The 24,695-nt window shown below is 62.3% G+C and carries 27 protein-coding genes and 1 tRNA gene; 11 read left to right on the top strand and 17 right to left on the bottom strand.

Going from position 1 to position 24,695, the window contains the following annotated elements; translation table 11 throughout:
- The first annotated feature begins 49 nt into the window (after nucleotides 1-49).
- A complete protein-coding gene (locus FJ942_RS13415; RefSeq protein ID WP_226880337.1) occupies nucleotides 50-1,024 on the top strand; it encodes a DUF3592 domain-containing protein in 975 nt (324 codons plus the stop codon).
- 10 nt (nucleotides 1,025-1,034) lie between these two features.
- On the opposite strand, the gene FJ942_RS13410 is transcribed toward FJ942_RS13415, so the two are convergent.
- Nucleotides 1,035-1,373, bottom strand: coding sequence for a hypothetical protein (locus FJ942_RS13410; RefSeq protein ID WP_224519152.1), 339 nt, complete (start codon nucleotides 1,371-1,373; stop codon nucleotides 1,035-1,037).
- A 206-nt stretch (nucleotides 1,374-1,579) separates the two neighbouring features.
- On the opposite strand from FJ942_RS13410, the gene FJ942_RS13405 reads away from it, so the two are divergent.
- Nucleotides 1,580-2,101, top strand: a complete 522-nt coding sequence (locus tag FJ942_RS13405; RefSeq protein ID WP_140517670.1) for a hypothetical protein — start codon at nucleotides 1,580-1,582, stop codon at nucleotides 2,099-2,101.
- Nucleotides 2,094-2,720: a hypothetical protein gene (locus FJ942_RS13400; protein ID WP_140897939.1), complete on the top strand. Its 627-nt coding sequence runs from the start codon at nucleotides 2,094-2,096 to the stop codon at nucleotides 2,718-2,720. The genes FJ942_RS13405 and FJ942_RS13400 overlap by 8 nt, the downstream gene beginning before the upstream one ends.
- 50 nt (nucleotides 2,721-2,770) lie before the next feature.
- Here FJ942_RS13400 and FJ942_RS13395 read toward each other — a convergent pair whose 3' ends face one another.
- The 8 genes from FJ942_RS13395 to FJ942_RS13360 all read right to left on the bottom strand — a co-directional run bounded on the left by FJ942_RS13395 (nucleotide 2,771) and on the right by FJ942_RS13360 (nucleotide 11,012).
- The gene (locus FJ942_RS13395; RefSeq protein ID WP_140517668.1) at nucleotides 2,771-2,977 is read right to left on the bottom strand and encodes a type II toxin-antitoxin system HicB family antitoxin; all 207 of its coding nucleotides are present in this window, start codon (nucleotides 2,975-2,977) and stop codon (nucleotides 2,771-2,773) included.
- 4 nt (nucleotides 2,978-2,981) lie between these two features.
- Nucleotides 2,982-3,182 carry a type II toxin-antitoxin system HicA family toxin gene (locus tag FJ942_RS13390; RefSeq protein WP_140517667.1) on the bottom strand — a complete coding sequence of 67 codons (201 nt, stop codon included), beginning with the start codon at nucleotides 3,180-3,182 and terminating at the stop codon, nucleotides 2,982-2,984.
- A gap of 6 nt (nucleotides 3,183-3,188) precedes the next feature.
- Complete coding sequence (locus FJ942_RS13385) at nucleotides 3,189-6,956, bottom strand: vitamin B12-dependent ribonucleotide reductase (RefSeq protein WP_140897937.1); 3,768 nt, start codon at nucleotides 6,954-6,956, stop codon at nucleotides 3,189-3,191.
- A 666-nt stretch (nucleotides 6,957-7,622) separates the two neighbouring features.
- Nucleotides 7,623-7,934 (bottom strand): PilZ domain-containing protein, encoded by a 312-nt coding sequence (locus FJ942_RS13380; protein ID WP_140493741.1) that lies wholly within the window; start codon nucleotides 7,932-7,934, stop codon nucleotides 7,623-7,625.
- Nucleotides 7,935-8,041: 107 nt separating this feature from the next.
- Nucleotides 8,042-8,530, bottom strand: coding sequence for an NUDIX hydrolase (locus FJ942_RS13375; RefSeq protein ID WP_140517665.1), 489 nt, complete (start codon nucleotides 8,528-8,530; stop codon nucleotides 8,042-8,044).
- Between the two features lie 209 nt (nucleotides 8,531-8,739).
- Nucleotides 8,740-9,240, bottom strand: coding sequence for a xanthine phosphoribosyltransferase (gpt, locus tag FJ942_RS13370; RefSeq protein WP_140897935.1), 501 nt, complete (start codon nucleotides 9,238-9,240; stop codon nucleotides 8,740-8,742).
- A 113-nt stretch (nucleotides 9,241-9,353) separates the two neighbouring features.
- A complete protein-coding gene (locus FJ942_RS13365) occupies nucleotides 9,354-10,187 on the bottom strand; it encodes a universal stress protein (RefSeq protein ID WP_140493736.1) in 834 nt (277 codons plus the stop codon).
- 81 nt (nucleotides 10,188-10,268) lie between these two features.
- Nucleotides 10,269-11,012, bottom strand: coding sequence for a competence/damage-inducible protein A (locus FJ942_RS13360; protein WP_140517664.1), 744 nt, complete (start codon nucleotides 11,010-11,012; stop codon nucleotides 10,269-10,271).
- A 174-nt stretch (nucleotides 11,013-11,186) separates the two neighbouring features.
- On the opposite strand from FJ942_RS13360, the gene wrbA reads away from it, so the two are divergent.
- Together wrbA and FJ942_RS13350 are read left to right on the top strand one after the other, a co-directional pair.
- Complete coding sequence (wrbA, locus tag FJ942_RS13355; RefSeq protein ID WP_140671730.1) at nucleotides 11,187-11,786, top strand: NAD(P)H:quinone oxidoreductase type IV; 600 nt, start codon at nucleotides 11,187-11,189, stop codon at nucleotides 11,784-11,786.
- A 171-nt stretch (nucleotides 11,787-11,957) separates the two neighbouring features.
- Nucleotides 11,958-12,254 carry a hypothetical protein gene (locus FJ942_RS13350; RefSeq protein WP_140494988.1) on the top strand — a complete coding sequence of 99 codons (297 nt, stop codon included), beginning with the start codon at nucleotides 11,958-11,960 and terminating at the stop codon, nucleotides 12,252-12,254.
- Nucleotides 12,255-12,361: 107 nt separating this feature from the next.
- Here FJ942_RS13350 and FJ942_RS13345 read toward each other — a convergent pair whose 3' ends face one another.
- The 3 genes from FJ942_RS13345 to FJ942_RS13335 form a co-directional block, all read right to left on the bottom strand.
- The gene (locus tag FJ942_RS13345) at nucleotides 12,362-12,601 is read right to left on the bottom strand and encodes a DUF2188 domain-containing protein (RefSeq protein ID WP_140493732.1); all 240 of its coding nucleotides are present in this window, start codon (nucleotides 12,599-12,601) and stop codon (nucleotides 12,362-12,364) included.
- Between the two features lie 30 nt (nucleotides 12,602-12,631).
- The gene (locus FJ942_RS13340) at nucleotides 12,632-12,910 is read right to left on the bottom strand and encodes a DUF982 domain-containing protein (protein ID WP_032920128.1); all 279 of its coding nucleotides are present in this window, start codon (nucleotides 12,908-12,910) and stop codon (nucleotides 12,632-12,634) included.
- Nucleotides 12,911-13,040: 130 nt separating this feature from the next.
- Complete coding sequence (locus FJ942_RS13335; RefSeq protein WP_140522087.1) at nucleotides 13,041-14,144, bottom strand: NADH:flavin oxidoreductase/NADH oxidase; 1,104 nt, start codon at nucleotides 14,142-14,144, stop codon at nucleotides 13,041-13,043.
- Between the two features lie 153 nt (nucleotides 14,145-14,297).
- Here FJ942_RS13335 and FJ942_RS13330 point away from each other — a divergent pair, with 153 nt between their 5' ends.
- Together FJ942_RS13330 and FJ942_RS13325 are read left to right on the top strand one after the other, a co-directional pair.
- Nucleotides 14,298-14,876 carry an NUDIX domain-containing protein gene (locus FJ942_RS13330; protein ID WP_140522089.1) on the top strand — a complete coding sequence of 193 codons (579 nt, stop codon included), beginning with the start codon at nucleotides 14,298-14,300 and terminating at the stop codon, nucleotides 14,874-14,876.
- Nucleotides 14,877-15,011: 135 nt separating this feature from the next.
- Nucleotides 15,012-15,097: transfer RNA gene (locus FJ942_RS13325), tRNA-Leu, on the top strand.
- 173 nt (nucleotides 15,098-15,270) lie between these two features.
- Here the strand turns inward: FJ942_RS13325 and FJ942_RS13320 are convergent.
- On the bottom strand, nucleotides 15,271-15,570 hold the full coding sequence (locus tag FJ942_RS13320) for a DUF1236 domain-containing protein (RefSeq protein WP_140493726.1): 300 nt from the start codon (nucleotides 15,568-15,570) through the stop codon (nucleotides 15,271-15,273).
- Nucleotides 15,571-16,041: 471 nt separating this feature from the next.
- On the opposite strand from FJ942_RS13320, the gene FJ942_RS13315 reads away from it, so the two are divergent.
- A complete protein-coding gene (locus tag FJ942_RS13315; RefSeq protein WP_140517659.1) occupies nucleotides 16,042-16,278 on the top strand; it encodes a hypothetical protein in 237 nt (78 codons plus the stop codon).
- A 183-nt stretch (nucleotides 16,279-16,461) separates the two neighbouring features.
- Here FJ942_RS13315 and FJ942_RS13310 read toward each other — a convergent pair whose 3' ends face one another.
- Both FJ942_RS13310 and FJ942_RS13305 read right to left on the bottom strand, forming a co-directional pair.
- Nucleotides 16,462-16,752 (bottom strand): hypothetical protein, encoded by a 291-nt coding sequence (locus FJ942_RS13310; protein ID WP_140671726.1) that lies wholly within the window; start codon nucleotides 16,750-16,752, stop codon nucleotides 16,462-16,464.
- A 659-nt stretch (nucleotides 16,753-17,411) separates the two neighbouring features.
- Nucleotides 17,412-18,077 carry an outer membrane protein gene (locus tag FJ942_RS13305; protein ID WP_140897933.1) on the bottom strand — a complete coding sequence of 222 codons (666 nt, stop codon included), beginning with the start codon at nucleotides 18,075-18,077 and terminating at the stop codon, nucleotides 17,412-17,414.
- Nucleotides 18,078-18,262: 185 nt separating this feature from the next.
- Between FJ942_RS13305 and ade the strand changes: the two genes are divergently transcribed.
- Complete coding sequence (ade, locus tag FJ942_RS13300; protein ID WP_140493720.1) at nucleotides 18,263-20,074, top strand: adenine deaminase; 1,812 nt, start codon at nucleotides 18,263-18,265, stop codon at nucleotides 20,072-20,074.
- A 21-nt stretch (nucleotides 20,075-20,095) separates the two neighbouring features.
- Here ade and FJ942_RS13295 read toward each other — a convergent pair whose 3' ends face one another.
- Nucleotides 20,096-21,256 (bottom strand): alpha/beta hydrolase, encoded by a 1,161-nt coding sequence (locus tag FJ942_RS13295; RefSeq protein WP_140671724.1) that lies wholly within the window; start codon nucleotides 21,254-21,256, stop codon nucleotides 20,096-20,098.
- A gap of 142 nt (nucleotides 21,257-21,398) precedes the next feature.
- Nucleotides 21,399-22,472, bottom strand: coding sequence for an alpha/beta hydrolase (locus FJ942_RS13290; RefSeq protein ID WP_140493715.1), 1,074 nt, complete (start codon nucleotides 22,470-22,472; stop codon nucleotides 21,399-21,401).
- Between the two features lie 408 nt (nucleotides 22,473-22,880).
- Here FJ942_RS13290 and ilvA point away from each other — a divergent pair, with 408 nt between their 5' ends.
- Both ilvA and FJ942_RS13280 read left to right on the top strand, forming a co-directional pair.
- On the top strand, nucleotides 22,881-24,137 hold the full coding sequence (gene ilvA, locus FJ942_RS13285) for a threonine ammonia-lyase IlvA (protein ID WP_140493713.1): 1,257 nt from the start codon (nucleotides 22,881-22,883) through the stop codon (nucleotides 24,135-24,137).
- Nucleotides 24,134-24,688: a DUF1697 domain-containing protein gene (locus tag FJ942_RS13280; RefSeq protein ID WP_140897931.1), complete on the top strand. Its 555-nt coding sequence runs from the start codon at nucleotides 24,134-24,136 to the stop codon at nucleotides 24,686-24,688. The genes ilvA and FJ942_RS13280 overlap by 4 nt, the downstream gene beginning before the upstream one ends.
- Nucleotides 24,689-24,695 lie beyond the last annotated feature (7 nt).

Genomic DNA, 24,695 nt, shown 5'->3' with positions numbered 1-24,695 from the left:
CGTCGTCATGATGTCTATGTGCGGGCTCCTGAACTCCGGGGGAGATGAGTTGGAACTCAAATTTCTGTTGGTCGGCTTTGCCTGCGCGGTCGCCGGCGGGCTGTCGATCGTCACTTTCCTGAAATGGCGAGAGGTCAAAGCGGTCAGCCGCTGGTTGCCGGCGCCGGGAAAGATCATCTCCTCGCGCGTCGAAGCGCGCGAGGTCCGAAGCTCCGGCTCCGGGTCTGACAGCAGCGATTCCACCGAGATCCGCAATTTTCCGGCGATCACCTTCGAGTACAAGGTGGATAAGAAGACATTTCAGAGTTCGCACTACAGCGTGCAGGAAAATCTGGGGAATTTCGAAGTCGCCGAAACCCTTGCGCGATTTCCCCGCGGCGCAGCCGTGACCGTCTTCTATAACCCTGTCGATCCGGCCAAGGCCGTGATCGAGCGCACCATGCCGGAGGGCGCCTTCAAATTCATGGTGCAGCTTTCCGCCGGGCTGGTGGTCGGCGCCCTGGTGTTGGTGTTTTCCGTCGGCGGTGTCCTGGAGGCGATCGGCCCGTATTTGCCCAAGCCGCAGTATGTCGGTGCGGCGGCTCTGTTGCTGTTCATGGGCCTGTTTGTCCTGCGCATGGGCTTCGTCCAGAAATCGATGGCCGAGCAGGCGGCAAAATGGCCGGTCGCCGTCGGCCGCATCGACGCGTCGGGCCTGCAGGCGATCAAAACCCGCGAGCGGACCGGGAGCTATCGGCCCTGGCGTACTGTTTTCAAATCCCGCATCGTCTACAGCTATGGCGTCGCCGGCCAGCGATACAGTGCCGATCGCGTCGCTTTCGGCGCCAGCGTGACGGCTTCGTTGCCAGGCCTCGTCGGGGCTCAGGCGCGGTGCTATGTCGAGGGCACCAAGGTGGACGTGCACTATGACCCCGCCAACCCTGCTTCGGCGGTGCTCGAATGCAGGGTGCTCGGATTGTGGGTGCTGTGGGTCTGTTCGGTTGGCTTTCTCGGCAGCGCTGCTTTTCTGGTCGGGCTGGTCTGACGCGAACGCCTCAGCAATGCACAAGAAGTCCGCTGTCGAAGCCAGGCCAGGTGAACCGCATCGTGGCGCCATGCCTCTCGATATGGATGACACGAGTGAAGGGCTCCTCCAGTGACGGGTACGATCCGTAGCACCGGCTAGCATGTACCACCCAGCCGGTCGGCGACTTGCGAAATGACGCGTGCTCGCAGCCGAACTCGGGCAGCGACAGGGCCGCTCGGTCTACGGAGTAGACGGTCTGGCGTTGGATGTCGGCGGCCGCGTGGCAGTTCAGTCGGTCGCTGGACCAAGTCCCGACATAGGGCGACGCCGCCAGCGCAGCACCAGTCGCGAATGCGGACATTGCCATCGTAATCACCAAACGTCGCATCACCACCCCTCGATCAGTGCGCTCGACCATACAGGCTGTTGGGTTGCGAGAGATAAGTTTTCGTCCAAGGAGCCGACAATGCAGCCGTTCCGGATTTCGCTTATGCTTTTGCGTGGATGATGCGACTGTGCGGGACGGTATGCGGCCAGCATTTGGCTTTCACAACGCTTTCCCAGGGACATTTGATGATCACCCGTAAACTGGCCTTCGTCTTCGCGGGTCTGCTCAGTTCGATGCAGGTGGCGAACGCCGGGGAATGCTTGCTGAGCCATGCCACCTATCGGGAGCAGCGCTCCGGTGCGGTCATGCAATTCCGGCCGCTCGCCAATGAGCCGGCGGCACTGACGGCGCAGGTGTTTTCGCTGGCCGTGCCCAAGACCGATATCCGCCTCCCGGCCGATATCACCTGGACCAACGGCAGGAATTCGTTGCCGCTCGGCACCATCCGCCATCCCTGCACCGACGATGACCGCGAAGCGGGGCTGCAGGACGGCAGCGGCCTGTGCAGGATATGGGAGGGCCAAGTCTATGCCTTGACCGGAGGCGGCGCCGAGCAGTTGAACTCGCGCGAAGCGACGCCGGCGCCGAAAGGGCTGCTGCTGCCGGATTTCGGCGTGGCTTTCACCGATTGGGTCGACTTCGCCAACGCCAACCCCGGTGGCTCGGCGTGGGATGTCTTCACTTTGACAGGATGCAGCGATGAATAGCGCCATGATATCGATCGTCTGGGGCAGCGCCCTGTTTGCGTCCGTGGCAATATCGGCCGTGGCACGAGCGGATGAACCGGCGCCGTCGCGCCCGCCCATCGACAAATGCGCCTGGGAAAGGCTGACCGACAAAACCGTCGGGCTCGCCGCCTGGGTGCAGCGCTGCGATTTCGGTTTCCGCCAGATCCACTTTGAGTTCGCAGGCGAGGCGCTCGCCGTCAAATACAGCGATGGCGGCGCGGCCGATCCTCTGGTTGAGGTATTCGACATCAAGCCCGGCGAAACTGCCGAAGCCGCGTTGCAGCGGCTGTTCCTGGAAAAGACCGACAACGCCGTCGGCGCACGCTGCGTGCTCGCCCCCTACACGGAAGGAACCGTGCCCGCCGGTGTCAAACGCTATACATTCAGCCCCGACGCCACCTACGCGAAAGAGCTGAAGGCACTTGCCGACCCCAACGAGGTCCCCGAACCGCCCTGCGGCGACTGGGGCGAGATGCCCGATGGCATCCAGTATTTCGAGATACCGGCGGGTGCGGCGCAAAAGCTGCTGTTTGTCCGGATTGGCCAGGACGAGCCGCTGTTTGATGAGCAGACGCTGCGAGTGTTGCCGGCGGAATAGGTGCTGAGGTCAGAGGCTGATCTGGATTGGAAGGATCGCAGCGGCGCCTTCTATGCCTCTACATATTCTGCCAGGCTGACACTTTCGGGCACATCCAACCCATCGGCACGCAAGCCCTCGATATGAAAGCGTATTGCGTCGCGAATCTCGGTTTCCACCTCAGGCACCGTCGCGCCGGTCGCGATACAGCCGGGCAGGTCCGGCACATAAGCAGAAAAATTATCTCCTGCTTTTTCAATCACCACAGCGTAACGCATGTCGTCACTCCTTTAACCCGGACTGCTTGAGGATGCTGTTCAATGTCCCTGGTGCAACCTCTTCAGACGACTTGCCGGCCACGGTGACGCGGCCGGCTTTTATCTTGTGCTTATATTGGCGATGGCTGCCCTTGGTTGCAACCAGATACCAGCCATCGGTCTCCAGCAAGCGAATGACTTCGCGGACTGTAAGCCGAGGCGGCATCAGCTCTCAGCTGCACCCGCTCGTGCTTCCACACGTATCGCACTTCTCGCAGGTGCCGTTCCGCACCATGGTGAAGTTGTGGCATTCCGAGCATTCGTTGCCGGTGTAGCCCTGCATCAGCGATTGCTGGCGCCGGGTGGCGGCGAGCGCCTTGGCTTCCGCGGCTTCGTGCGCGGCGGCGTTGGAGAACAGCCCCTCGGCACCCGAAGCCTCGGCTTCCTCCTCGGCGATGTCCTCGACCAGTTCCCTGGCGCGTTCCTCATAGTCGCGCTTGTAGGCGATGGCCTCGTCGCTCGCCGGCTTCAGCGCCAGTACGTTAGAGCCGGAGAAGGCCGTCGGCGCCACGCGGGCAGGGGCCGTGGCCGGGGCGGAACCGCCGAATCCCTTGGGTTCGGCGCCCGACACCAGCTTGACCGGCGAGGCACCGCGGTAGAGGCCCTTGGAGAAGGGCGTGGCCTTGCCTTCGGTGATGCCGCGCCCAAGTGCCGTCTTGTCGAAATCCGACTGGTCGACATGGGCGAGATCGTGGCGGTTGAGATAGGACACGGCAAGTTCGCGGAACACGTAATCGAGGATCGACGTCGCGTTCTTGATCGCGTCATTGCCCTGCACCATGCCGGCCGGCTCGAACTTGGTGAAGGTGAAGGCTTCGACAAATTCCTCGAGTGGCACGCCATATTGCAGGCCGAGCGAGATGGCGATGGCAAAATTGTTCATCATCGCCCGGAAGGCAGCGCCTTCCTTGTGCATGTCGATGAAGATCTCGCCGAGACGCCCGTCGTCGAACTCGCCGGTGCGCAGGTAGACCTTGTGGCCGCCAACGACCGCCTTCTGCGTATACCCCTTGCGGCGGTTCGGCAGTTTTTCGCGGTCGCGGTAGAGACGCTCCACGACGCGCTCGACGATCTTTTCGGTGACCTGCACCGCACGCTGCGCGGCAGGCGCGGCGACCAGCTGTTCGATCGCCTCGTCCTCGTCCTCCTCGCCATCGGCGAGCAGCGAGGCATTGAGCGGCTGCGAGAGCTTCGAGCCGTCGCGGTAGAGCGCGTTGGCCTTCAGCGCCAGCTTCCACGACAGCATGTAGGCGTTCTTGGCGTCCTCCACCGTGGCGTCATTCGGCATGTTGATGGTCTTGGAAATGGCGCCGGAAATGAAAGGCTGTGCCGCCGCCATCATCTGGATGTGGCTGTTGATCGACAGCGAGCGCTTGCCGATCTTGCCGCAGGGGCTGGCGCAATCGAACACGGGGAGGTGTTCGGCCTTGAGGAAGGGCGCTCCCTCGAGCGTCATCGCACCGCAGACATGGATGTTGGCGGCTTCGATGTCCTTCCTGGAGAAGCCCAGCGCCGGCAGCATCTCGAACGAGAAGTCGTTGAGCTGCTCGTCGGTGAAGCCAAAGGTCTCCTTCACCCAGTCGGCGCCCAGCGTCCACTGGTTGAAGACGAACTTGATGTCGAAGGCCGACTTCAGCGCGGCATTCAGCGCCGCGATCTTGTCGTCGGTGAAGCCCTTGGCCTTGAGCGAGCCGGGGTTGATGCCGGGAGCCTGGTTGAGATTGCCGTGGCCGACGGCGTAGGCCTCGATCTCAGCGATCTGGCTTTCCGAATAGCCCAGCGTGCGTAGCGCTTCCGGCACGGCGCGGTTGATGATCTTGAAATAGCCGCCGCCGGCAAGCTTCTTGAACTTCACCAGCGCGAAGTCGGGTTCGATGCCTGTTGTGTCGCAATCCATGACCAGTCCGATCGTGCCGGTCGGCGCAATCACGGTCGCCTGCGCGTTGCGATAGCCATGCTCCTCGCCGAGTTCGATGGCACGGTCCCAGGCAGCCTTGGCGTGCGTCGCCAGCTCCTGCTGCTTGAGGTCGGAAGCGACCAGCGGCACCGGGTTGACGGCCAGCTTCTCGTAGCCGTCCTTGTCGCCATAGGCGGCGCGGCGATGATTGCGCATGACGCGCAGCATGTTCTGCGCATTGCGGTCGTAATCGGGGAAGGCGCCGAGCTGGGACGCCATCTCGGCCGAGGTGGCGTAGGCGGTGCCGGTCATGACGGCGGTGAGCGCGGCGCAGATGGCGCGGCCCTCATCGGAATCGTAGGGAATGCCCGAGGTCATCAACAGGCCGCCAATATTGGCATAGCCGAGGCCCAGCGTGCGGTAGTCGTAGGAGAGCTTGGCGATCTCCTTCGACGGGAACTGCGCCATCATGACCGAGATTTCCAGCACGATGGTCCATAGCCGCACCGTATGCTCATAGGCAGCGATGTCGATCGTGCCGTCGGCATTGCGGTAGGGGAGCAGATTGATCGAGGCGAGATTGCAGGCCGTGTCGTCGAGGAACATGTATTCCGAGCACGGGTTGGAGGCCCGGATCGCACCGGCGGAGGCGCAGGTGTGCCAGTCGTTCATCGTCGTGTTGAAATGCAGGCCCGGATCGGCCGACGCCCAGGCGGCGTAGCCGATCTTTTCCCAGAGATCCCTGGCCTTCAGCGTCTTCAGCACCTTGCCGTCCTTGCGGGCGGTGAGATGCCAGTCGGCATCATCCTCGACGGCGCGCAGGAAATTGTCCTTCAGCGACACCGAATTGTTGGAGTTCTGGCCGGAGACGGTGAGGTAGGCGTCGGAATCCCAGTCGGTGTCGTAGGTCTTGAACGACATCGAGGTGTAGCCCTGCTTGGCGAACTGGATGACGCGGTAGATGTAGTTCTCCGGCACCGCGTCCTTCTTGGCCGCCTTGATCTCGCGCTTCAGTGCGGTGTTGACGGCGGGGTCGAAGCAGTCGTCGTCATGGCCTTCGCAGTTGACGCAGGCCTTCATGATCGCTTCGAGATGCTTCTTGACGATCTTGGAGCCGGTCACCAGCGAGGCGACCTTCTGCTCTTCATTGACCTTCCAGTCGATGAATTCCTCGATGTCGGGGTGATCGGCGTCGACGATGACCATCTTGGCGGCGCGGCGCGTCGTGCCGCCCGACTTGATGGCGCCCGCGGCGCGGTCGCCGATCTTGAGGAAGCTCATCAGGCCGGACGAACGGCCGCCGCCGGACAGCTTTTCGCCCTCGCCGCGCAGCAGCGAGAAATTGGAGCCGGTGCCCGAGCCGTATTTGAACAGGCGCGCCTCGCGCACCCACAGATCCATGATGCCGCCCTCATTGACGAGGTCGTCCTGCACGCCCTGGATGAAGCAGGCATGCGGCTGCGGGTGCTCGTAGGAGGATTTCGACTTGGTCAGCTTGCCGGTGAACGGGTCGACATAGAAGTGGCCCTGGCTCGGGCCGTCTATGCCATAGGCCCAGTGCAGGCCGGTGTTGAACCATTGCGGCGAGTTCGGCGCCACGCGCTGGGTGGCAAGCATGTAGGCAAGCTCGTCGCGGAAGGCGCGCGCGTCTTCCTCCGACTTGAAATAGCCGCCCTTCCAGCCCCAATAGGTCCAGGTGCCGGCCAACCGGTCGAAGACCTGGCGGGCGTCGATCTCGGACCCGTAGCGCTCGGCTTCCGGCAGCTTGGCAAGTTCGGCCTCGTCGGCGACGGAGCGCCACAGGAAGGAGGGAACATCGTTCTCCTCGACCTTCTTCAGCCGCGCGGGGACGCCGGCCTTGCGGAAATATTTCTGCGCCAGGATGTCGGCGGCGACCTGGGAGAATTGCGCCGGCACGTCGATATTGTCCAAGCGGAACACCACCGAGCCATCCGGATTCTTGATCTCGGAGAGCGCCTTGCGGAATTCGATCTCCGCGTAAGCCGATTGTCCCTGCCTGGTGAAACGACGCTCGATGCGCATTGTCCGGTCCCTTTTGTCTATATATAGCGCTTTCGTCAGGAGATTTCTGCTCCCAATGCGAAACGCGCATGTCCGCCGTCTGCCGGCGTTCGAAAACGGCCGGCTCTCCATTTTCGCGGTCTTCGTCCGCCTTGCTGGTCAAACTTCTTGCGAAGCGCCTGTCCAACTCACCGACGAACCCGCGGGTCCCTCAAAACTGATTTTTTCCGATTCCCTCACTCGAGGGAAATTCACATTATCTAGCGTCGAACCTGCCTGCAAACACTAAATATAGTGTTAACAGACAATTTATTCCAGTCCGACAATTCTCCCTTTTATCGCCCACGCCCCCACAATCCCAACGCTTCCGCCAGCCTCGTAAACAGGCGGAAATGTGGGGAAAAACGCACATAATCCGGGAAAAAGACCGGGCTCAGAACTTTCCGGTCGCGCTCTCAACAGGAGCGCATGGCCTATAAAAGGCGACTCGTTTTGCGCCGTCAAGGATTCGTTTGCGTAGCTTTTGTGACCTCAACATCTTGTGTGTCACACATGTGGATAACGGGGATAGAATGGAGCTGCCGCGGTAGCCCCCGGCCGAGGGGACAAAGACGCGCTTGTCAGGCTTCGCGACGGCTCCGGGGCGTGATCCAGGCACAGACCATCTGGCGCATCCGACGTCGCGGATCAGCCGTAATGCGTCCTGGGCTTCGGCTCGGTTCCGGTGAAGTGCACCCCGATCCGGCCGTTGCGGCGCCAGCGGACCTCGCATCGATAGCCGATGCCGTCGACGGGCACATAGAGAAGGAAATGATCCGGAATCGTTGCTTCGGGCGGAACCTTGAGTTCGGCGCCACCTTCATTCTGATTGCGCAGCGTGCAGCCAACTTCCGAATTCGAGATGCCCGTGATGATCGTGCCGCCCTTGAGCACGCGCTGGCGATGCTCGCGCTTGTGCTCGTCGGATCTCTCTGGATTGGGATTTGCGGGATTTGTCATCGGTAAAACGCCAGGATCGGATCAGATCCTATTACGTCTTCATTAGAAAAGCATTCACGCCGCAGGCGCCCCCGTCCGAGCTGCTTGGTGGCGCGGCCGGTCCCGGTTCAGGCAAACCGACGCGGGTCGGCGCAGAAATAGGCGATGATCTGGCAAAGATCCGGTTCGTTGACCATGCGCACCGCTTCGCTCGAATTGACCCATTTGCGGGTGCGGGAGCGTTTTTCCTTCCAATGGTCGGCGACCTTGTCGACATGCAGCGGGAACACCAATACCTCGCATGGCACTTCCTCGCCGGAGGCCAGGGCCTTGGCGTAGAAGTAGCGGCCGGCCTCGAGATGCGAGATCGTCCCGCGCAGTCCGGCTTCCTCGACAGCCTCGCGCGCCGCGGCTTCGCAAAGCGGCTCCCTGGCTTCAGGCCAGCCCTTCGGAAGCACCCAGCGGCCGGTATCGCGGCTGGTAATCAGCATGATCTCGACGCTGTTTCCGGTTTCGCGCCAGGGCAGGGCGGCTACCTGCAGACGGCACGGCGCGGTGCCGAAGAGTCGCCGGACCCTTTCGGCCAGATGGTTGTGCGTCGTTGGCCTCGTCAGCATCGGAGAAGCTAGCCCCAGCCTCCAGAATCGTTTGCCGTCTCACGAATCTTACGGCTAATTATCGGCAATAAAAGTAAAAACTTTCATCAGGATGGCCGATTTTCGCCAATAGACGCCGATTTCCGCGCGCCAGCCAGCCTCGCGAGACCCTTTGCCTAGTGGATGAGACTTCCCTGCGGCTCGATTTGCAGCAGGTTGCTTGCCGCGAATCAGCCGGCGTGATCGTCGGCGATCGGCTTCTGGTAGGTGAAGCCCATGTCCCAGGGAAAATAGATCCAGGTATCCTGACTGACCTCGGTGACGAAAGTATTGACCAGCGGCCGCCCCTTCGGTTTGGCGTAGACGGTGGCGAAATGCGCCTTCGGCATCATGGCGCGCACGATGCCAGCCGTCTTGCCGGTGTCGGTCAGGTCGTCGATAATCAGCACGCCCGCGCCGTCGTCGGCAAGCAGGGCCGGCGTGACCTCCTTCAGCACCTGCAGCTGACCCTGGCTGCTGTAGTCATGATAGGAGGCGACGCAGACCGTCTCGATAACGCGTATGCCAAGCTCCCGCGAGATGATCGCCGCCGGCACGAGGCCGCCGCGCGTGATGCAGACGATCGCTTTCCATTGCGCCTTGTTGGTGCCGGCAAGCCGCCAGGCGAGCGCGCGCGCATCGCGGTGGAACTGGTCCCAGGAGACCGGAAAGGCTTTTTCGGGAAGGGACATCTTTCGCGCACTCCGCAGCACGCGCGGTCGCGCGCAGAAAACAGGGGAATGCGCGCGGAAGTAACTGGAAAACCTCGCGCTTGGCAAGAGCGGCCGCAAACGACACTGTGAACTTACCGCGACAGGAAAGCCGCCACCGGCGCGGTGCGCAGCACGGAGCGCGTCACTCCGCCGAACAGGAGCTGGCGCAGCCACGAGTGGCTGTAGGCGCCAAGCACCAGCAAATCGGCGCCGGTCTCCGCGATCCTGGTCTGGATCACCTCGTCGACCGAGGTGCCGCCCGATCTCTGCACCGAGACACTCACGCTGGCGCCATGACGCGACAAGGCGGAAGCGATTTCCGCTCCGGCGGCCTCGGGGCGTTCATCGAGCGTGTCCGGCGGATCGATGACCAGAATGTCGGTTTTGTCGGCCTCGATGATGAAGGGCAGCGCATCGAAGGCGGCGCGTGCGGCCTCCTTGCTGCCGTTCCAGGCAAGCAGCACACGCTTGAAGGTGGTGATCAGCGGACCCAGGTGCGGCACTACCAGCACCGGCCGTCCGGCGTCGTAGACCAGTGTGTCGACGTCGGCGCTCGCATCGCCGCCCGTCTCGCGCTGCGCGGCGATGATCAGGTCGGCGGCACGCACGCTTGAAATGCCGGTCAGGGCGCTGTCGCCGGAAAAACTCTCCAGGCTGTGCCATTCGAAGGACAGGCCGGAATTCTCGATATGCCTGAGAAACGCGGCCCGCAGCTTTTCGGCCCGTTCGCGGTTCATGTCGGCCGAAACCTGCAGGAACTCGGTGTCGGGAAAGCCGGTGGCCGACGTGTAGGGCACCGGAAGCGCTTCGGCGTGGATGCCGATCAGATGGCTCTGGAAGCGGCCGGCAAGCGGAATGGCGAAGTCGAGCACGCGCTCCGCGTCCTGCTCGTTCTGCAGAATGGCGACGATGGTCTTGAAGCGCATGGTGATCCCCTCATTTTGCGAGCGATCCGCCCGCGGCAAGGAAACGTCGCCGCGTTGTGCTTGGTTCCGGCCTGGACCGGATCAGCTCGCGCTGCTGGCAAAGCCGGCCACCATCGCCTCGACATCGGCGCGCGCGGCGTCCAGGGCCTGCTGGCTGCGGGCACGGACCACCAGTTCGGTCCAGAACTTGCCGTCGCCGTATTTCGGATAGGAGCCGATGATCGTGTCCGGATGCGCTTTCTGGATCTCGCCCAGCGGCCCGCCGACGAGACCTTCGCCGAACGGGCAATGCACCGCTGCCGACAGCATTTTCGTGCCGGCTTTCAGCGTCGGCACGACATTGTCGAGCATGGCCTGGAAGATCGAGGGCACGCCCGCCATCACGTGGACATTTCCGATGCGGAATCCGGGCGCGACCGACACCGGATTGTCGATATGGTCGGCGCCGCGCGGCATTCGGGCCATGCGCTTGCGGGCCTCGGTGTATTCGATGCCGCGAGCGGCATAGCTTGCTTCCAGCAGGGCATAGGCCTTGGCATCGTATTCGCACGGCACGCCGAAGGCCTTGGCAATCGAATCGGCTGTGATGTCGTCATGGGTCGGGCCGATGCCGCCGGTTGTGAACACATAGGTATAGCGAGCCCGCACCGCATTTACCGCGGCGACAATCTCGTCTTCCTCATCGGGAACGATGCGCACCTCCTTCAGGTCGATGCCGATGGCCGTCATGATGTCAGCCAGATGGCCGATATTCCTGTCCTTGGTGCGGCCGGACAGGATCTCATCGCCGATGACGAGCATGGCGGCGGTAACGATTTCGGACATCGATGGCTCCGGCAAAAACGGGTCGCCTGAAATAGCGCGGCACGCGGCCAGCGGCAATGCCATCCGACCGGTGAACAAACTGTGCCCGCATACGCGGTATTCCCCGAATATTGGCGCCCTAAGTACCCTGGCGTGGCTGGGGCGGGCGAGGATCATCACGTCAAGGAGACGCAAATGGCCAAAGTACTTGTTCTCTACTATTCGAGCTGGGGTCACATGGAGCAGATGGCCAAGGCCGCAGCCGAAGGCGCTCGCGAAGCCGGTGCCGAGGTGACCATCAAGCGCGTCGCCGAACTCGTGCCCGAAGCGGTCGCCAAGGCCGCCCACTACAAGCTCGACCAGGAAGCGGCGATCGCCAGCCCGCTGGAACTGAGCGACTATGACGCGATCATCGTCGGCGCCTCGACGCGTTACGGAATGATGTGCGCGCAACTGAAGAACTTCTTCGACCAGACCGGCCCGCTATGGGGCAAGGGCGCGCTGATCAACAAGATCGGCTCGGTGATGTCTTCGACCGCGACCCAGCACGGCGGCGCGGAACTGGCGCTGATCAGCACCCAGGCCATGCTTCAGCACCACGGCATGATCATCGTTCCCCTGTCCTATGCCTATCAGGCTCAGATGGGCAACGATGTCGTGCGTGGGGGGGCGCCCTACGGCATGACCACCACAAGCGACAGCGACGGTTCGCGCCAGCCTTCGGCGCAGGAACTCGAAGGCGCGAAGTTCCAGGGCGGGCGCGTCGCCGAAATCGCCGCGAAGCTGCACGGCTGATCGTTGTGCCGCCGGTGCCTGCCGGCGTTGCTCCTGCTGGCGATGCTTGTGGTCCACGCCGTGGATCGTCGCTTCACCGACGCTTCACAACGAATTCAAGGAACCATTCGGCTGATGACTGGTTTGCCCCGTGTCGCACCCAAGGCGACGAAGACAAAACGGAGTGATCCAATGTACAAAAAGCTTTTCGCGGCATTCGTTCTGACGGCCGGTCTTGCCACATCGGCGATGGCGCAGTCGACTGACGGCAGGTATTACAACCATGACAGTTGGTGGAACAATTGGTCGCTGTTCGGCAATGAGGATTCATCAGCCATCGACCAGAGCACCACCGGGAGCATCAACGCATACGGCTCCGGGTTGAGCACCCAAGGCAATACCGGTGGGATGGGCCCATGTGCTCACAACACTCCAGGTCCGGACGCCAATGCTCAAGGCAACGTCAATGACCAGTACTGCGGCAAATAATCAGCCGTAAGCTCCCTGCTGACCGTAGGACGTTTTCTCTCCCGACGTCCGCGGTCGGCGCTCCGGGGCGGCCGGCCTTTGGGGCGATCGGGCTTTGGGCTGAAAGATCAGTCGGAAACCTCGGTCTGCGGCCGGTCGCGTCCATCAGCCAGTTCCTCATGCCATTTGCCGTCGGCATCCTCGTACTGGATGCCGTCCGTCGACCCCGCGACCTGCTGCTCGGCTGAAGCGATCTCGGCGGCCCGCAACGCGTCCTGATGCGTGGGAAACGTCTCCGAGAAGGTCGCTCCGACCTTGTAGGCCCAGCCGCCGTCATGCTCGACTATCTTGTAAGTCAGCTTCGCCATCAAAAACCTCCGGTTTAAAGGTCCGTCCGCTCAATGCAGGCGGTCGTCGGACAGCTTGTCGTCTGGCACCAGCACTTCCGATTCCCTGGCGGCTTCGATAAGGGCCCGGCGCGCATCCGCTGTCGAACGATAACCTTCCAGCACTTTGAGGCAAGTGTCGAGAGCATCACGATGACGGGGGCCGCGATTGAGCGGCCAAACCGTCATCAGGCACTCCGCCGCCTCTTGGGTACTGCGGATGTGGCGATATTTGCCGACATGGCCGAGTTCGACCACGACCGGTGTTTCAAAAGGCTTGTTGTCCATCATGGCCGCAACGCAAAGCAGTCAATTTGGTTGCAACCGTGTCCTCAGCCTGCGCCCAAACGTCCCAGACCTCCTTGGAAGCTCCATTGCGCGGTCGTTCGACGACGCGTTCCGCCCTTCTCGGAAGGGTCGCTCAGCCCGCCGCCTTCATCCAGTGCTGCATCGTCGTCACCGAGCGCGCGAGCTGCGGCGCGGGATGGATCGTCTCGCTGAACGTGGCGGCCGCTCGCCACCCCCAGCGCGGGTCGGCGAGGAAGGCGCGCGCCAGCGCAACCATGTCGGCGCGGCCTTCGGCGATGATCGCCTCTGCCTGCTTGGGATCGTCGATCAGACCGACCGCGCGGGTAGGGATGCCGGCGCCCCTGCGCACGGCTTCCGCCAGATGCACCTGATAGCCGGGGCCGGAGGGCAGTTTCTGCAAGGGCGAATTGCCGCCGCTCGAGCAACAGAGATAAGCGACGCCTTCGGCCTTCAGCGCTTTCGCCACTTCGATCGCATCCTCGACGTCGAAACCGCCATCGACCCAATCCTTGACCGACAGCCGGGCGCCCAGCATCAGGTTTGGCGCTGCCTTTTTTACCGCCTTGGCGATCTCGACGACAAGACGCATGCGGTTTTCCAGCGAGCCGCCCCAGCGGTCCGTGCGTTGGTTGGAGAGCGGCGACAGGAACTGGAAGATCAGATAGCCGTGCGCCGCGTGCAGCTCGATGAAGTCGAAGCCCGCGCGTTCGGCCCGCCTCGCCGCCTCGGCGAACCGCTCGATGAGCTGGAGGATCTCCTCTTCCTCCAGCGCTCGCGGCACGTTCCAGCCGGTATCGTAGGCGATTGCCGAGGCCGAGACGGTCTGCCAAGGATCCTCGTTCGGCTGCAGCGGTCCGCCCCCCTCCCAAGGCTTGCGGTTCGAGGCCTTGCGGCCGGCATGGGCAAGCTGAGTGCCGAATTTGGTGCCGGGTGCGGCCACGCGCCTTGCTGCGTCCAGGGCGCGGCGCGCAGCGGCTTCATTGTCTTCGGAATAGAGGCCGAGGCAGCCATGGCTGATGCGGCCACGCCGCTCGACATCGGTCATCTCGACCGTGACCATGCCGGCGCCGGACATTGCCAGGTTCATCCAGTGGTGGAGATGCCAGTCGCTCGCCGAGCCGTCCTCGGCCGAATACTGGCACATCGGCGCGACGGCGATGCGGTTGGGAAAGCTCAAGCCATCGAGCGTGATCGGCTGGAAAAGCGATGTGGTCATGAACGAAACTCCGGGAATAGGATGCGCTATTTAGGCGATCGATCGCCGCCATGCCACACACGAGAGAGTGAAATGCTTACTGGACCAACCGCTGCCCCGATTGCGTGAACGCCGATTCGCGGCTACGCCTCCCGGGCAACGTGGAGGCAGCCGATGGAAGATCGTATCCGCATCCGTTCTGAAGAAATCCTATCCGACGACTGGGCGATTCTGAAGAAAACCGTCCTCGACTACCGTCGCCGCGACGGACAATGGGAGACACAAATCCGCCAGACTTACGATCGCGGCGATGGCGCGGTGATCCTGCCCTATGATCCCCAGCGTTCAACCGTGCTCCTGGTGCGCCAGTTCCGCTATCCCGCCTATGTCACCGGCCACCGCGAACCGCTGGTCGAGGCCTGCGCGGGACTGCTCGACGAAAACGATCCGGAGACCTGCATCCGCAAGGAGGCGGAGGAAGAGCTCGGCTATCGGCTGAACCATGTGGAGCGGCTGTTTTCGCCCTATATGAGCCCGGGCAGCGTCACCGAGCGGCTCTGGTTCTTCACCGCCCTCTATTCGCCCGCCGACCGCATTTCGGCCGGTGGCGGCGCAGCGGACGAAGGCGAGGACATCGAGGTGCTGGAAATGCCGCTCGACGAGGCTCTGGCCGGCATTGCCGATGGCCGCATCATCGACGCCAAGACCATCATCCTGATCCAGCATCTGAAGCTCCATCCGATCGCTGTTTGACCGATACCGGTCGCCCCTGCGGGACGAAGAATCGGTGCGGGGCGAATGAAAACGAACGTGTTTTGCACAACGCTTTTTTGGGACTGCATGGGCCCCGATTGACGAGATCGCCTAGGTAGTTGAAACGAAAGGCGCGCGGACGTGGCGGAATTGGTAGACGCAAGGGACTTAAAATCCCTCGATCTCTGATCGTACGGGTTCGATTCCCGTCGTCCGCACCACCTTAACTCTACTTCAATGCTCTGCAGAGCCTAGCCGCCACCAACGGGTGCCACCCGGGTCTCTTAGCGGCGGCTCGGCGACCGTGCGCCGAGGCGCGCCGTCGGCTATGGGCCCTCGGCGAACGTTGCCACGATCCGCCGACCTGAAACGACGGATCGTGGCGTTCAAGCGCTCACTGGATAATCTTTACGATCTTGCGTGTGCCGGGATCCACGACGACGGTGTGATTGTCCACGACGACGTAGCGATATTTGACGTTGGGAATTTCATGAAGCTCGACCGTGTCGGGCAGGGCGGTCCCGACGTTGAGCTCGACGCCGGGAATCTTGACTGAGGCCAGAGGCTGTTTCTTTACGTATTCTTGTATGACGGTTTCGTCCTGCGGCTGAATGACCACATCCTGTGCGGCGGCGGCACCGATGCCGGCAAGCAGCAGGAATCCCGCTACGACGGTTGTAAGATCGGTTCTCATTGTTGCTTCCTTTCTCTCTCGTTGGGCTTGACGCGAAGCGCGGTGGCGCCCGAAGGATTGCCAGGGTTGGCAAGGGCTCCCAATGCTGGCCATCGATCAGGGGAACCATCGTTCAATGGCCTGTCAGGCAATCGCTCTTAGACGCGTGAGTTCCAAACAACCGTGGGTTTGGGCCTTTTGCGCGCCACGATCTGACTTTGGTCGCATGTTCAATAGGACCCAAGCCCTAGCAGTGGAACCGCCGGTAGGAAGCGTGCGTTGCGTTTGCTAATGATCTTCAACTGGAGGCCGATCATGGCAGCCGGGCCCGCTGTGGTAAATTCTGGCGGCAGCGCTGCCGTGGCCATTGTTGTGGCAGGCGGAAAAAACATTTGGCGTCAAGATTGACGCTCCCAAAGTCAAAGTGCCGTCCGCATTGGCAAATCCGTCGAACGGTGGCTGATGTCAATCCGACGCTTCGTGAGGCAAAGCATGACCCCTGGTTCCATCAAAACTGATGGCCGTGACCGTGTCACAATCCCCGACAACGACAATCACATGGCTGGCGTCGACACCAAGCCGCTCTTGAAAAGTATCCAGAGCGACGATTTTGCTGACGCGCTTTGCGCGAGAGCCGAGCGGTTCGCGACCAAGGTGGTCGTGGCAATGGCGATTTGTTTGACATCGACACTGGTCGCCGGCGTTTATTTTTTACTGGCGCCCTCTTGAGGGACCAGAAGCTCAAGCTGGAGAGCACGACCGGCCTCTCATACCCGGGCTGCGATTAAGCACTCATTTTCAACAGGGAAGACCCGCCTGGCTTCCTCAGCCTCCACTTCCCTTGTTGTCGGTCCGCCGCTCGCGGGCACGGCCCGGCAGGGTTGGCGATCAGCCGGGCCGGATTGCACAATATTAGTCGTTGCTGTCGTAGATCACCACTGGGTGATGCCGGTGGTGACGGCGTTCAGTTGAGCCCGTTATGACGACGGTGTCGCGGCGATGATGCCGGCGACCTTGGTCATAGAAGGCCACCGTGCCATGGCGCCGATGATGGAGGCGCTGGCCCTGATCGTTGATCACTGCCACGTGGCGGTGATGATGGCGATGGGTTTTGATGACGACGTCGGCTTCTGCCGCCGAAGCGACAACCGGCATTGCAACGAAAACGAGCGCCATGGCACTTGTCAGAAAAATCGCTTTCATAAGTGTTTCTCCATTCCAGATCCCTCGGGGGTAGTTTCACGACAGCTCAAGCCGCACGAGATCTCGATTTGAGCTTTCTGCCTGCGAACTGAGCAGGGGGTTGAGGGTGCAAATGATTGTAACCCTGCTCTCGTGGGCACATGAAGGACCATTGCTGCACCCGTTCAACAAATGGAAGGAATGCGAGTACGTTCCTTGCAGGAGAGCTGATCGGACCTCTGCTGTAGGTATTCGGACCAAGGTCTTGCTGATGTTCTTGGACCTTCGTCCGCACTTGCGGTTCGATGGCTCTTTTCTCGATGCAATTCTTTGAGTGTTCACTGCGCGATCGGGCGCGGGTACTGCGATGGCGGACGCGCGCCTGCGTGCGAGGGCAGGATCATAAACGGCACGCGGCATCAAGTGCTGCGCCGGTGACGTTCAGACAAGCGGGCATGGTGATACTGGTGCGATCACGCAATTCCGCGCGCCGCAGGCAATGATACGGTGTCTGCGCGGCGGATCTGATCCGTCGAGGCCGGCGTCTACCAGGCCCAACCCATCCCCCCGCCCACTGGGGACGCCGGCCCCTCAGTCCTTGGAATTGCCTTAGAATTGCCGTCACGGACCATGCGAGATCGAGCATGATCCTGCCCGGTGACCGGGCGCGGTGATGGGGCTCAGAACTTGTAGCTCAGATTGATGCCGACCGTATTCAGCTTCACATTCTGGTCGCGATCGAGAAAATCGTCCGGCGCATCAAAATGCTCCTTGCTGAAATCATAGTAGCGATACTGCGCCCCGACGACGAACCTGTCGGTCAGCGCATAGTCGACGCCGGCCCCAACCGTCCAGCCTATGCTGGTTCGCGTGTTGTCGAACGAGGTACCGGCATCTTGGGAGGTTTCGATGCCGGCAAAGGCGACGCCGCCGATGCCGTAGATCAGGAACCGATCCATCGCATAGCCGGCCTTGGCATTGATGGAACCGAACCACTTGACATCCGTGCCGAGCAGATTTCCCGCACCCAGTTCTTCGGCGCCCTTTGCCGAGGAATAGTTAAGCTCTGCTTCGGCGCCGAGCACAGCCTGGTCGAATTGCCACAGACCGGCGACATGGCCACCGACGAAACCGCCGTCGAGGTCTGGCGAGGCGGCAAACGGCTCGCCCTCGGTTCCCGAGATATCGGAACTGCCCCAGCCATAACCGCCTTGCAGGCCGGCATAGTAGCCGGTCCAGTCGAAACCGGGCACGGTCATCGGCACATCGGCCACAGGTTCGGCTGCGAAAGCCGGTGCGGCCAGAGCGGCAAGAAAACCGACAGTTGCAAGCATTAGGCGACGCATCGAACTGCCCGAACGAAGAGCTGGAAGATCCTGGCAGGCACGGTAACCCGATTTGCGGCAAAACGGAATCCCATTTCTGTGCGGCCGATTTACGCTCTCCGTCGGTCTTGGAACAATCGGGAGAAAGTGTGAGGCTGGTCAAAACCGTGGCGGCTTGGCACAGTCGGGCAAACAGGAGTCGCTTCATGGCGAACACGCCGTCGGGCAGCAAACCCAGACCATGGACTGAAATGGCAACGCATCTGGTCGATGTCGCCATGGGCAGGAAACCCGCCGATCTCGTCATCCGCAACGGGCGCTGGGTCAATGTTCACTCCGGCGAGATCGTAGCCGGCACCGACATCGCTATTGCCGGCGGCCGCTTCGCCTATTGCGGTCCGAACGCCGGCCATGCCATCGGGCAGGGCACCAAGGTGGTCGATGCCGGCGGGCGCTATCTGGTGCCCGGCCTTTGCGACGCGCACATGCATGTCGAGAGCGGCATGGTGACGGTGACCGAATTCTGCCGCGCGGTGATCCCGCATGGCACGACTTCGATGTTTATCGATCCGCACGAGATCGCCAATGTGCTCGGCCTGCCCGGCGTGCGGCTGATGCATGACGAGGCCGTCGCCATGCCGATCAACGTGCATGTCCAGATGCCGTCCTGCGTGCCCTCGGCCCCCGGGCTCGAACATGCCGGCGCCGAACTGACGGTCGCCGACGTCGCCGAGGCGATGGGCTGGGAAAATATCATCGGGCTGGGCGAGGTGATGAATTTCCCTGGCGTAGCCGCCAACGATCCTGTGATGTCGGGCGAGATCGCCGCGACCGTGAAAGCCGGCAAGACCGTCGGCGGGCACTATGCCTCGCGCGATCTCGGCCTGCCGTTCCATGGCTATGTCGCCGGCGGCCCGGAGGACGACCATGAGGGCACGCGCGCCGAAGATGCCATCGCCCGCGTGCGCCAGGGTATGAAGGCGATGCTTCGGCTGGGCTCGGCCTGGTACGACGTCGCCTCGCAGATCAAGGCGGTTACCGAGGGCGGCATCGATCCGCGCAATTTCATCCTGTGCACCGACGACAGCCATTCCGGCACCTTGGTTCACCAGGGGCATATGGACCGCGTGGTCCGCCACGCCATCAGCCAGGGCTTGAAACCGGTGACCGCGATCCAGATGGCGACGCTCAACACCGCTCAGCATTTCCGGCTGGAGCGCGAGATCGGATCGATCGCGCCGGGGCGGCTGGCTGACCTTTTAATCGTCTCGGATCTCGCCGAAATGACCATCGACGAGGTCTATGCGCGTGGCGTCAGGCTGGCCAAGGCCGGCAAGCTCGACATCGACATTCCGGTCTACGACTATCCCAAGGCGGCGAAGAACACCGTCAAGCTCGGCAAGAAGCTGAAGGCCCACGATTTCGACATCACGGCACCCAACGGCGCGAACGAAGTCCGGGTCCGGGTCATCGGGGTCATCGAAAATCAGGCACCGACGCGGGCGCTGGAAGCGGATCTCGCCGTCGAGGACGGGCTGGTCGCCATGGATCGCCGCAACGACGTCTGCCAGATCGCGCTGGTCGAGCGCCACAGGGGTACCGGCGGCGTCACCAATGCCTTTGTCTCCGGCTTCGGTTACATCGGCGATTGCGCGATGGCGTCGAGCGTGGCGCATGATGCCCACCACATCATCGTCGTCGGCACCAACAAGCGGGATATGGCGCTGGCGGTCAACCGACTGGGCGAGGTCGGTGGCGGCGTCGTGCTGTTTTCCAAGGGTAAGGAACTGGCACTGGTCGAAATGCCGATCGCCGGGCTGATGTCGGACGAGCGGGCCGAAATCGTCGCGGCCAAGGCCGACAAACTGACCGAGGCCATGCGCCAGATGGGCTGCTCGCTGAACAACGCCTACATGCAGCACTCGCTGCTGGCGCTGGTCGTCATTCCGGAGCTCAGGATTTCCGATGTCGGCCTGATCGACGTGACGACCTTCCAGAAGGTCGACCTCTTCGTATAAGAGCAGTTGCGGTCGCTTCGCTCATCCGCCGGTGGCGATCGTCAGCACCTTGAACGGCGTGGTGATGACGATCTCGGCAACCGAGCCGACGGCCTTGCCGAGGCCTTGGCCGAGATTGTTGAGCTGCACTGGAGGTTCGTCCGACGCCAGGCCGGCCGGGGCCCGCAGCCGGTCGCCGAGCAACTGAACCAGGATCGGATTGTCGGCGAATTTGGCGTGGTTCAGCCGGTCGCCACCCTTGGTCTGGCTGAGATCGACCACAGACACGCCATAGCTGGCGAGATCGGCCGCGTCGTCATAGTCGCCGACGCGGGGCTTGTCGCCCGAGATCAGGGAAGACAGTTTGAGCGCCCGGTCGTCCGCTGAAAGCAGGATGGCGAACGGTTTGTCCGGCTTGCCGTAGCGGATCATCTGTTTCTTGAACACGTCGACGTCAATGTCGGGCGAGGCCAGGACGACATAACCGAGCTTGCCGTCGAGATCGCGGTCGCCGGTGATGGCAAGCTGGCGCAGCGCCTCCATGGTCACCCATGTTCCCATCGAATGGGCAACGATGTCGATACTCTTGGCCCGCGTCTTGGCCAGCATCCTGAGCGTTGCCTCGAGGTCGTCACGCGCCGCGTTGGCGCTCTCCTTGTCATAGATGTAGCCCGTCGTCTTGCCGCTCGAGGCCCAGGAGAACAGCACCGGCGTGCCCGGATATTTCGTGTCGTGCGCGATCTGCGTCAGCCGGTAGATGCCGTCGTCGAAACCATTGTTGAACCCGTGCACGAAAACCAGCGCACGGTCGCCGCGCATGGCGATGTCGGCACCGACCGCCTTGGCGAATTGCGGCGCATCCGCGTAGAACGCGACATCCTTGGCGGTGAAATCCTTGGCTGGATTGCTGTTGGCAGACCCCCGGACACGCTCGATCATGCCGACCTTGTGACTTTTCGGCACGGTGACGTCGACCCGGGCAAAGCTGGTGGTCAAGGAGCGATCGCCGTCGAACACCTGCCGCGGGTCCTTGGTCGCCTTCTGGCGGGTGGTGGCGACGAATATCTCGTGGGTGGCCGCGATGTCGGACGCGGGTACGGCAACCGTCGTCCTGTTCAGCAGATCGTGCGTGTTTCGGCCGGCGCAGCCTGCGACCAGCAGCGTGAACGCAATGACGACGAAACTCTTCGAATGCACCGTCACACGCCGGCTCCCGCAAAGGAGGACGTCAAACGCGTGACGTCGCTGGATATTTCGATAAGGCCAGAGGCCGGCGCGGTCCAGTTCAAAGTTGGTCGACTCTGTCGCAAGGCCGAGCGGGCCACGCGAACCCGCGGCGATGCATCTATTGGCCGAGCAGGCTGATGCGGTCGGTCACGTCGCGGTCGCTGGCAAATCCATCGTCTTCGCGCAGCCGTTGGCCGATCATCTTCACCAGCGCGGGATTGTCGGCGAATTTCGTATGGTTGAAACTGTCCGCTCCCTTGATCTTGGAGAGGTCGACGACCGTTACGCCGTAGGATGCAAGGTCGGCGGCGTCCTTGTAGTCGCCGACGCGCGGCCGCGCGCCGGCAATCAGACCGGAGAGCCGGAGCGCGCGGTCATCATCCGACAACAACAGGATGAACGGCTTGTTGGGTTTGCCATAGCGGCGCATCTGGCTCTTGAACACGTCGACATCGATGTCAGGCGATGCGAGCACGACGTCGCCGAGCTTGCCGCCGAGATCACGGTCGCCGGTGATGGCGAGCTGGCGCAGCGTCTCCATGGTCACCCAGGTTCCCATTGAATGGGCGACGATGTCGATGCGCCGCGCGCCGGTCTGCGCCAGCATGCGCAACGTCACCTCGAGCTGGTCGCGCGCGGCGCTGGCGCTTTCCTTGTCGTAGACATAGTCGGTGGTCTTGGCGCCGGATGCCCAGGAAAACAGCACGGGTGTGCCGGGATAGCCGGAATCGTGGACGATCTGGGTCAGGCGGTAAACGGCGTCGTCAAAGCCGGTGTTGTAGCCATGGACGAAGACCATGACGCGGTCGCCGCGCGCCGCGATGTCAGCACTTAGCGCATTGGCGAATTTCGGCTGGGTGTCGTAGCCGACGACCTCGGAGGCCATGAAATACTTGGCCGGATCGTTCGACTTGCCGCGCGAGCGGCGTTCGATCTGCCCGGTCTGGTGGATGCCGGGCACGGTGACGTTGACGCGGGCGTAGTTCAGCGTGGCCGATCGCTCGCCGTCGAAGACCTTGTTCGGATCGTCGGATTTCTTGCGCGTGGTGGCGATGAAGATGCTGTGATTGCCGGCGATCTCGGTCACCGGCGCTGCCACGATGGCGCTGCCGAGCAGTTCCTGGGTCTGCTGTCCCGCGCAGCCCGCGACAAGCAAGGCTAGGCCAATGGCAAAAATCGTCTTCAACGGCACGTCTGAAATTCCACTCCGGCCCGAAAAGGCCAATCGCCTCCGCAAGTCTCCCCCGACAGCGCAAGTGCGGCGGAAGTAAGTCGTGCCCAGCCGAAAAGCGGTCGGCGTCTCGCGACCGCCGCCGCAGTGTTGCACGAAAGCCAGACTGGCATCAGGGCGGGCCCTTTCGGGGCTTGGCACCCGCATGAATTTCAAGAATTACATTAACGATCGCCTCCAACTGACAGCAAATGTGTCACTAAATGCCGACCGCTTGGGAACATGAGTGACGGGGCAATGGTTTCACGGGGTCGCCTGTGCAATAGACGGAATCGGGTTGCTCGGCGGCAAGGCTCGCGACAAACGGTCGTTCCGCGGCCAATCGGTGATAGACGTTCCCAAACGACATGCGTTCAAGGTGGCTTTCCGATGACCAGCTTCTCTTCCCGTGTTGCCACCGCTGCTTCCGCGATCCGCCGGATCTTTCCGGAAACGCCGCTGCAGGAGAACGACTATCTGTCGAAGAAGACCGGCGCGCGGGTGCTTTTGAAGCGCGAGGACCTGAGCCCGGTGCGCTCCTACAAGATCCGCGGCGCCTTCAACTTCTTCCGCAAGGCCCTGGGCGAGGGCAACCAGGCCGAACTGTTCGTCTGCGCTTCCGCAGGCAACCATGCGCAGGGTTTTGCATTCGTCTGCCGCCATTTCGGCAAAAAGGGCGTTGTATTCATGCCGGTGACGACGCCGCAGCAGAAGATCGACAAGACGCGGCTGTTCGGCGGCGACTTCGTCGAGATCAGGCTCGTCGGCGATTTCTTCGACGATTGCTATCGCGCCGCCATCGAATTCACCGAAAGCGCCGGCGCTCATATGGTGCCGCCCTTCGACCACAAGGACATCATCGAGGGACAGGCGACGGTCGCCTATGAGATCGCCCACCAGATGCCCGGCGCGGGCATGCCCGACATCGTCATGCTGCCGGTCGGCGGCGGAGGTCTGGCCGCAGGGGTGACGCACTACTTCGCCGATCAGGGGCGTGAGGCGCGCTTCGTCTTTTGCGAACCGGCAGGGGCGCCAAGCCTGCGCGAGAGCCTTGCGGCGGGAAAACGGCTCAAACTCGCCAAGGTTGATAATTTCGTCGACGGCGCGGCGGTCGCCGAAATCGGCCGTGAGCCCCTGCGGCACCTCAAGGACTTCGCCGCCGACACGGTGCGGTTGATCCCGGAAAACCGGCTCTGCGCGACCATGATTGAGATGCTCAATGTCGAGGGCGTGGTGCTGGAGCCGGCCGGCGCGCTGGCTATCGATGCGCTGAAGGATTTTTCCAGGAAGGAAATCCGCGGCAAGACCATCGTGGCCGTGGTTTCGGGCGGCAATTTCGATTTCGAACGGCTGCCGGACGTCAAGGAACGGGCACTGCGCTTCGAGGGCCTGAAGAAATACTTCATCATCCGCTTTCCGCAGCGGCCGGGCGCGCTGCGCGACTTCCTTGAAATGCTGGGGCCGGACGACGACATCGCCCGGTTCGAATATCTGAAGAAGTCGGCACGCAATTTCGGCTCGGTTCTGATCGGCATCGAAACCAAGGATCGCCGCAATTTCGACCTGCTGAAAGCGAATTTCGAGGCCGAAGGCGTCCAGTATCAGGATATCACCGACAACGAGACATTGGCCGGGTTCATCATATGAGCGGAAACGTCTTCATCGCCCTGTTTTCAGGCATCAATGTCGGCGGCAACCGCATCGTCAGGATGGCCGAGTTGCGGGCGTTCTTCGAGGATCTCGGGTTTTGCGATGTCGCTACCTACGTGCAGAGCGGCAACGCGGTGTTCCGGGCGAAGGAGGGAGACGCCGCCACGCTGACCAAACAGGTCGAAGCGGCTTTCGAGGAGAAATGGGGTTTTCATTCGCGCATCATGGTGCGCGATCTCGGCTGGGTCGAACGGCTGGTCAGGGAAAATCCCTATCCGGAGATTGCCGAGGAGCCGACAAAGCTGCACGCGTATGCGCTGGAGCGCGCGCCTACCGCCGAGGAGGCGGCGCGGCTGGCCGAAAAATGTACGGGTCCGGAGCGGTTCGAGATCAAGGGCGACGTGCTTTACCTGCATGCACCCGGCGGACTGGGCAAATCGGTGTTTGCCAATCTGATCCCACGCGTACTGAAGGTACCTGGCACTGCGCGCAACTGGCGCTCGGTGCTGGCGCTGCTGGAGATGGCCGGCAAGCCCGGCGGCGGCTGATTAATGC

The sequence above is a fragment of the Mesorhizobium sp. B2-4-2 genome (assembly GCF_006442845.1).
Classification (GTDB): Bacteria; Pseudomonadota; Alphaproteobacteria; order Rhizobiales; family Rhizobiaceae; genus Mesorhizobium.
The sequence above is the reverse complement of the archived record's forward strand: the minus strand, read 5'-3'. Positions and strand labels throughout refer to the sequence as shown.

Excerpts from the sequence above, each read along its gene's own strand:
- FJ942_RS13410 (WP_224519152.1), bottom strand. The coding sequence starts at position 1,373 with ATGGCAATGTCCGCATTCGCGACTGGTGCTGCGCTGGCGGCGTCGCCC.
- FJ942_RS13405 (WP_140517670.1), top strand. The coding sequence starts at position 1,580 with ATGATCACCCGTAAACTGGCCTTCGTCTTCGCGGGTCTGCTCAGTTCG.
- FJ942_RS13400 (WP_140897939.1), top strand. The coding sequence starts at position 2,094 with ATGAATAGCGCCATGATATCGATCGTCTGGGGCAGCGCCCTGTTTGCG.
- FJ942_RS13395 (WP_140517668.1), bottom strand. The coding sequence starts at position 2,977 with ATGCGTTACGCTGTGGTGATTGAAAAAGCAGGAGATAATTTTTCTGCT.
- FJ942_RS13390 (WP_140517667.1), bottom strand. The coding sequence starts at position 3,182 with ATGCCGCCTCGGCTTACAGTCCGCGAAGTCATTCGCTTGCTGGAGACC.
- FJ942_RS13385 (WP_140897937.1), bottom strand. The coding sequence starts at position 6,956 with ATGCGCATCGAGCGTCGTTTCACCAGGCAGGGACAATCGGCTTACGCG.
- FJ942_RS13380 (WP_140493741.1), bottom strand. The coding sequence starts at position 7,934 with ATGACAAATCCCGCAAATCCCAATCCAGAGAGATCCGACGAGCACAAG.
- FJ942_RS13375 (WP_140517665.1), bottom strand. The coding sequence starts at position 8,530 with ATGCTGACGAGGCCAACGACGCACAACCATCTGGCCGAAAGGGTCCGG.
- gpt (WP_140897935.1), bottom strand. The coding sequence starts at position 9,240 with ATGTCCCTTCCCGAAAAAGCCTTTCCGGTCTCCTGGGACCAGTTCCAC.
- FJ942_RS13365 (WP_140493736.1), bottom strand. The coding sequence starts at position 10,187 with ATGCGCTTCAAGACCATCGTCGCCATTCTGCAGAACGAGCAGGACGCG.
- FJ942_RS13360 (WP_140517664.1), bottom strand. The coding sequence starts at position 11,012 with ATGTCCGAAATCGTTACCGCCGCCATGCTCGTCATCGGCGATGAGATC.
- wrbA (WP_140671730.1), top strand. The coding sequence starts at position 11,187 with ATGGCCAAAGTACTTGTTCTCTACTATTCGAGCTGGGGTCACATGGAG.
- FJ942_RS13350 (WP_140494988.1), top strand. The coding sequence starts at position 11,958 with ATGTACAAAAAGCTTTTCGCGGCATTCGTTCTGACGGCCGGTCTTGCC.
- FJ942_RS13345 (WP_140493732.1), bottom strand. The coding sequence starts at position 12,601 with ATGGCGAAGCTGACTTACAAGATAGTCGAGCATGACGGCGGCTGGGCC.
- FJ942_RS13340 (WP_032920128.1), bottom strand. The coding sequence starts at position 12,910 with ATGATGGACAACAAGCCTTTTGAAACACCGGTCGTGGTCGAACTCGGC.
- FJ942_RS13335 (WP_140522087.1), bottom strand. The coding sequence starts at position 14,144 with ATGACCACATCGCTTTTCCAGCCGATCACGCTCGATGGCTTGAGCTTT.
- FJ942_RS13330 (WP_140522089.1), top strand. The coding sequence starts at position 14,298 with ATGGAAGATCGTATCCGCATCCGTTCTGAAGAAATCCTATCCGACGAC.
- FJ942_RS13320 (WP_140493726.1), bottom strand. The coding sequence starts at position 15,570 with ATGAGAACCGATCTTACAACCGTCGTAGCGGGATTCCTGCTGCTTGCC.
- FJ942_RS13315 (WP_140517659.1), top strand. The coding sequence starts at position 16,042 with ATGACCCCTGGTTCCATCAAAACTGATGGCCGTGACCGTGTCACAATC.
- FJ942_RS13310 (WP_140671726.1), bottom strand. The coding sequence starts at position 16,752 with ATGAAAGCGATTTTTCTGACAAGTGCCATGGCGCTCGTTTTCGTTGCA.
- FJ942_RS13305 (WP_140897933.1), bottom strand. The coding sequence starts at position 18,077 with ATGCGTCGCCTAATGCTTGCAACTGTCGGTTTTCTTGCCGCTCTGGCC.
- ade (WP_140493720.1), top strand. The coding sequence starts at position 18,263 with ATGGCGAACACGCCGTCGGGCAGCAAACCCAGACCATGGACTGAAATG.
- ilvA (WP_140493713.1), top strand. The coding sequence starts at position 22,881 with ATGACCAGCTTCTCTTCCCGTGTTGCCACCGCTGCTTCCGCGATCCGC.
- FJ942_RS13280 (WP_140897931.1), top strand. The coding sequence starts at position 24,134 with ATGAGCGGAAACGTCTTCATCGCCCTGTTTTCAGGCATCAATGTCGGC.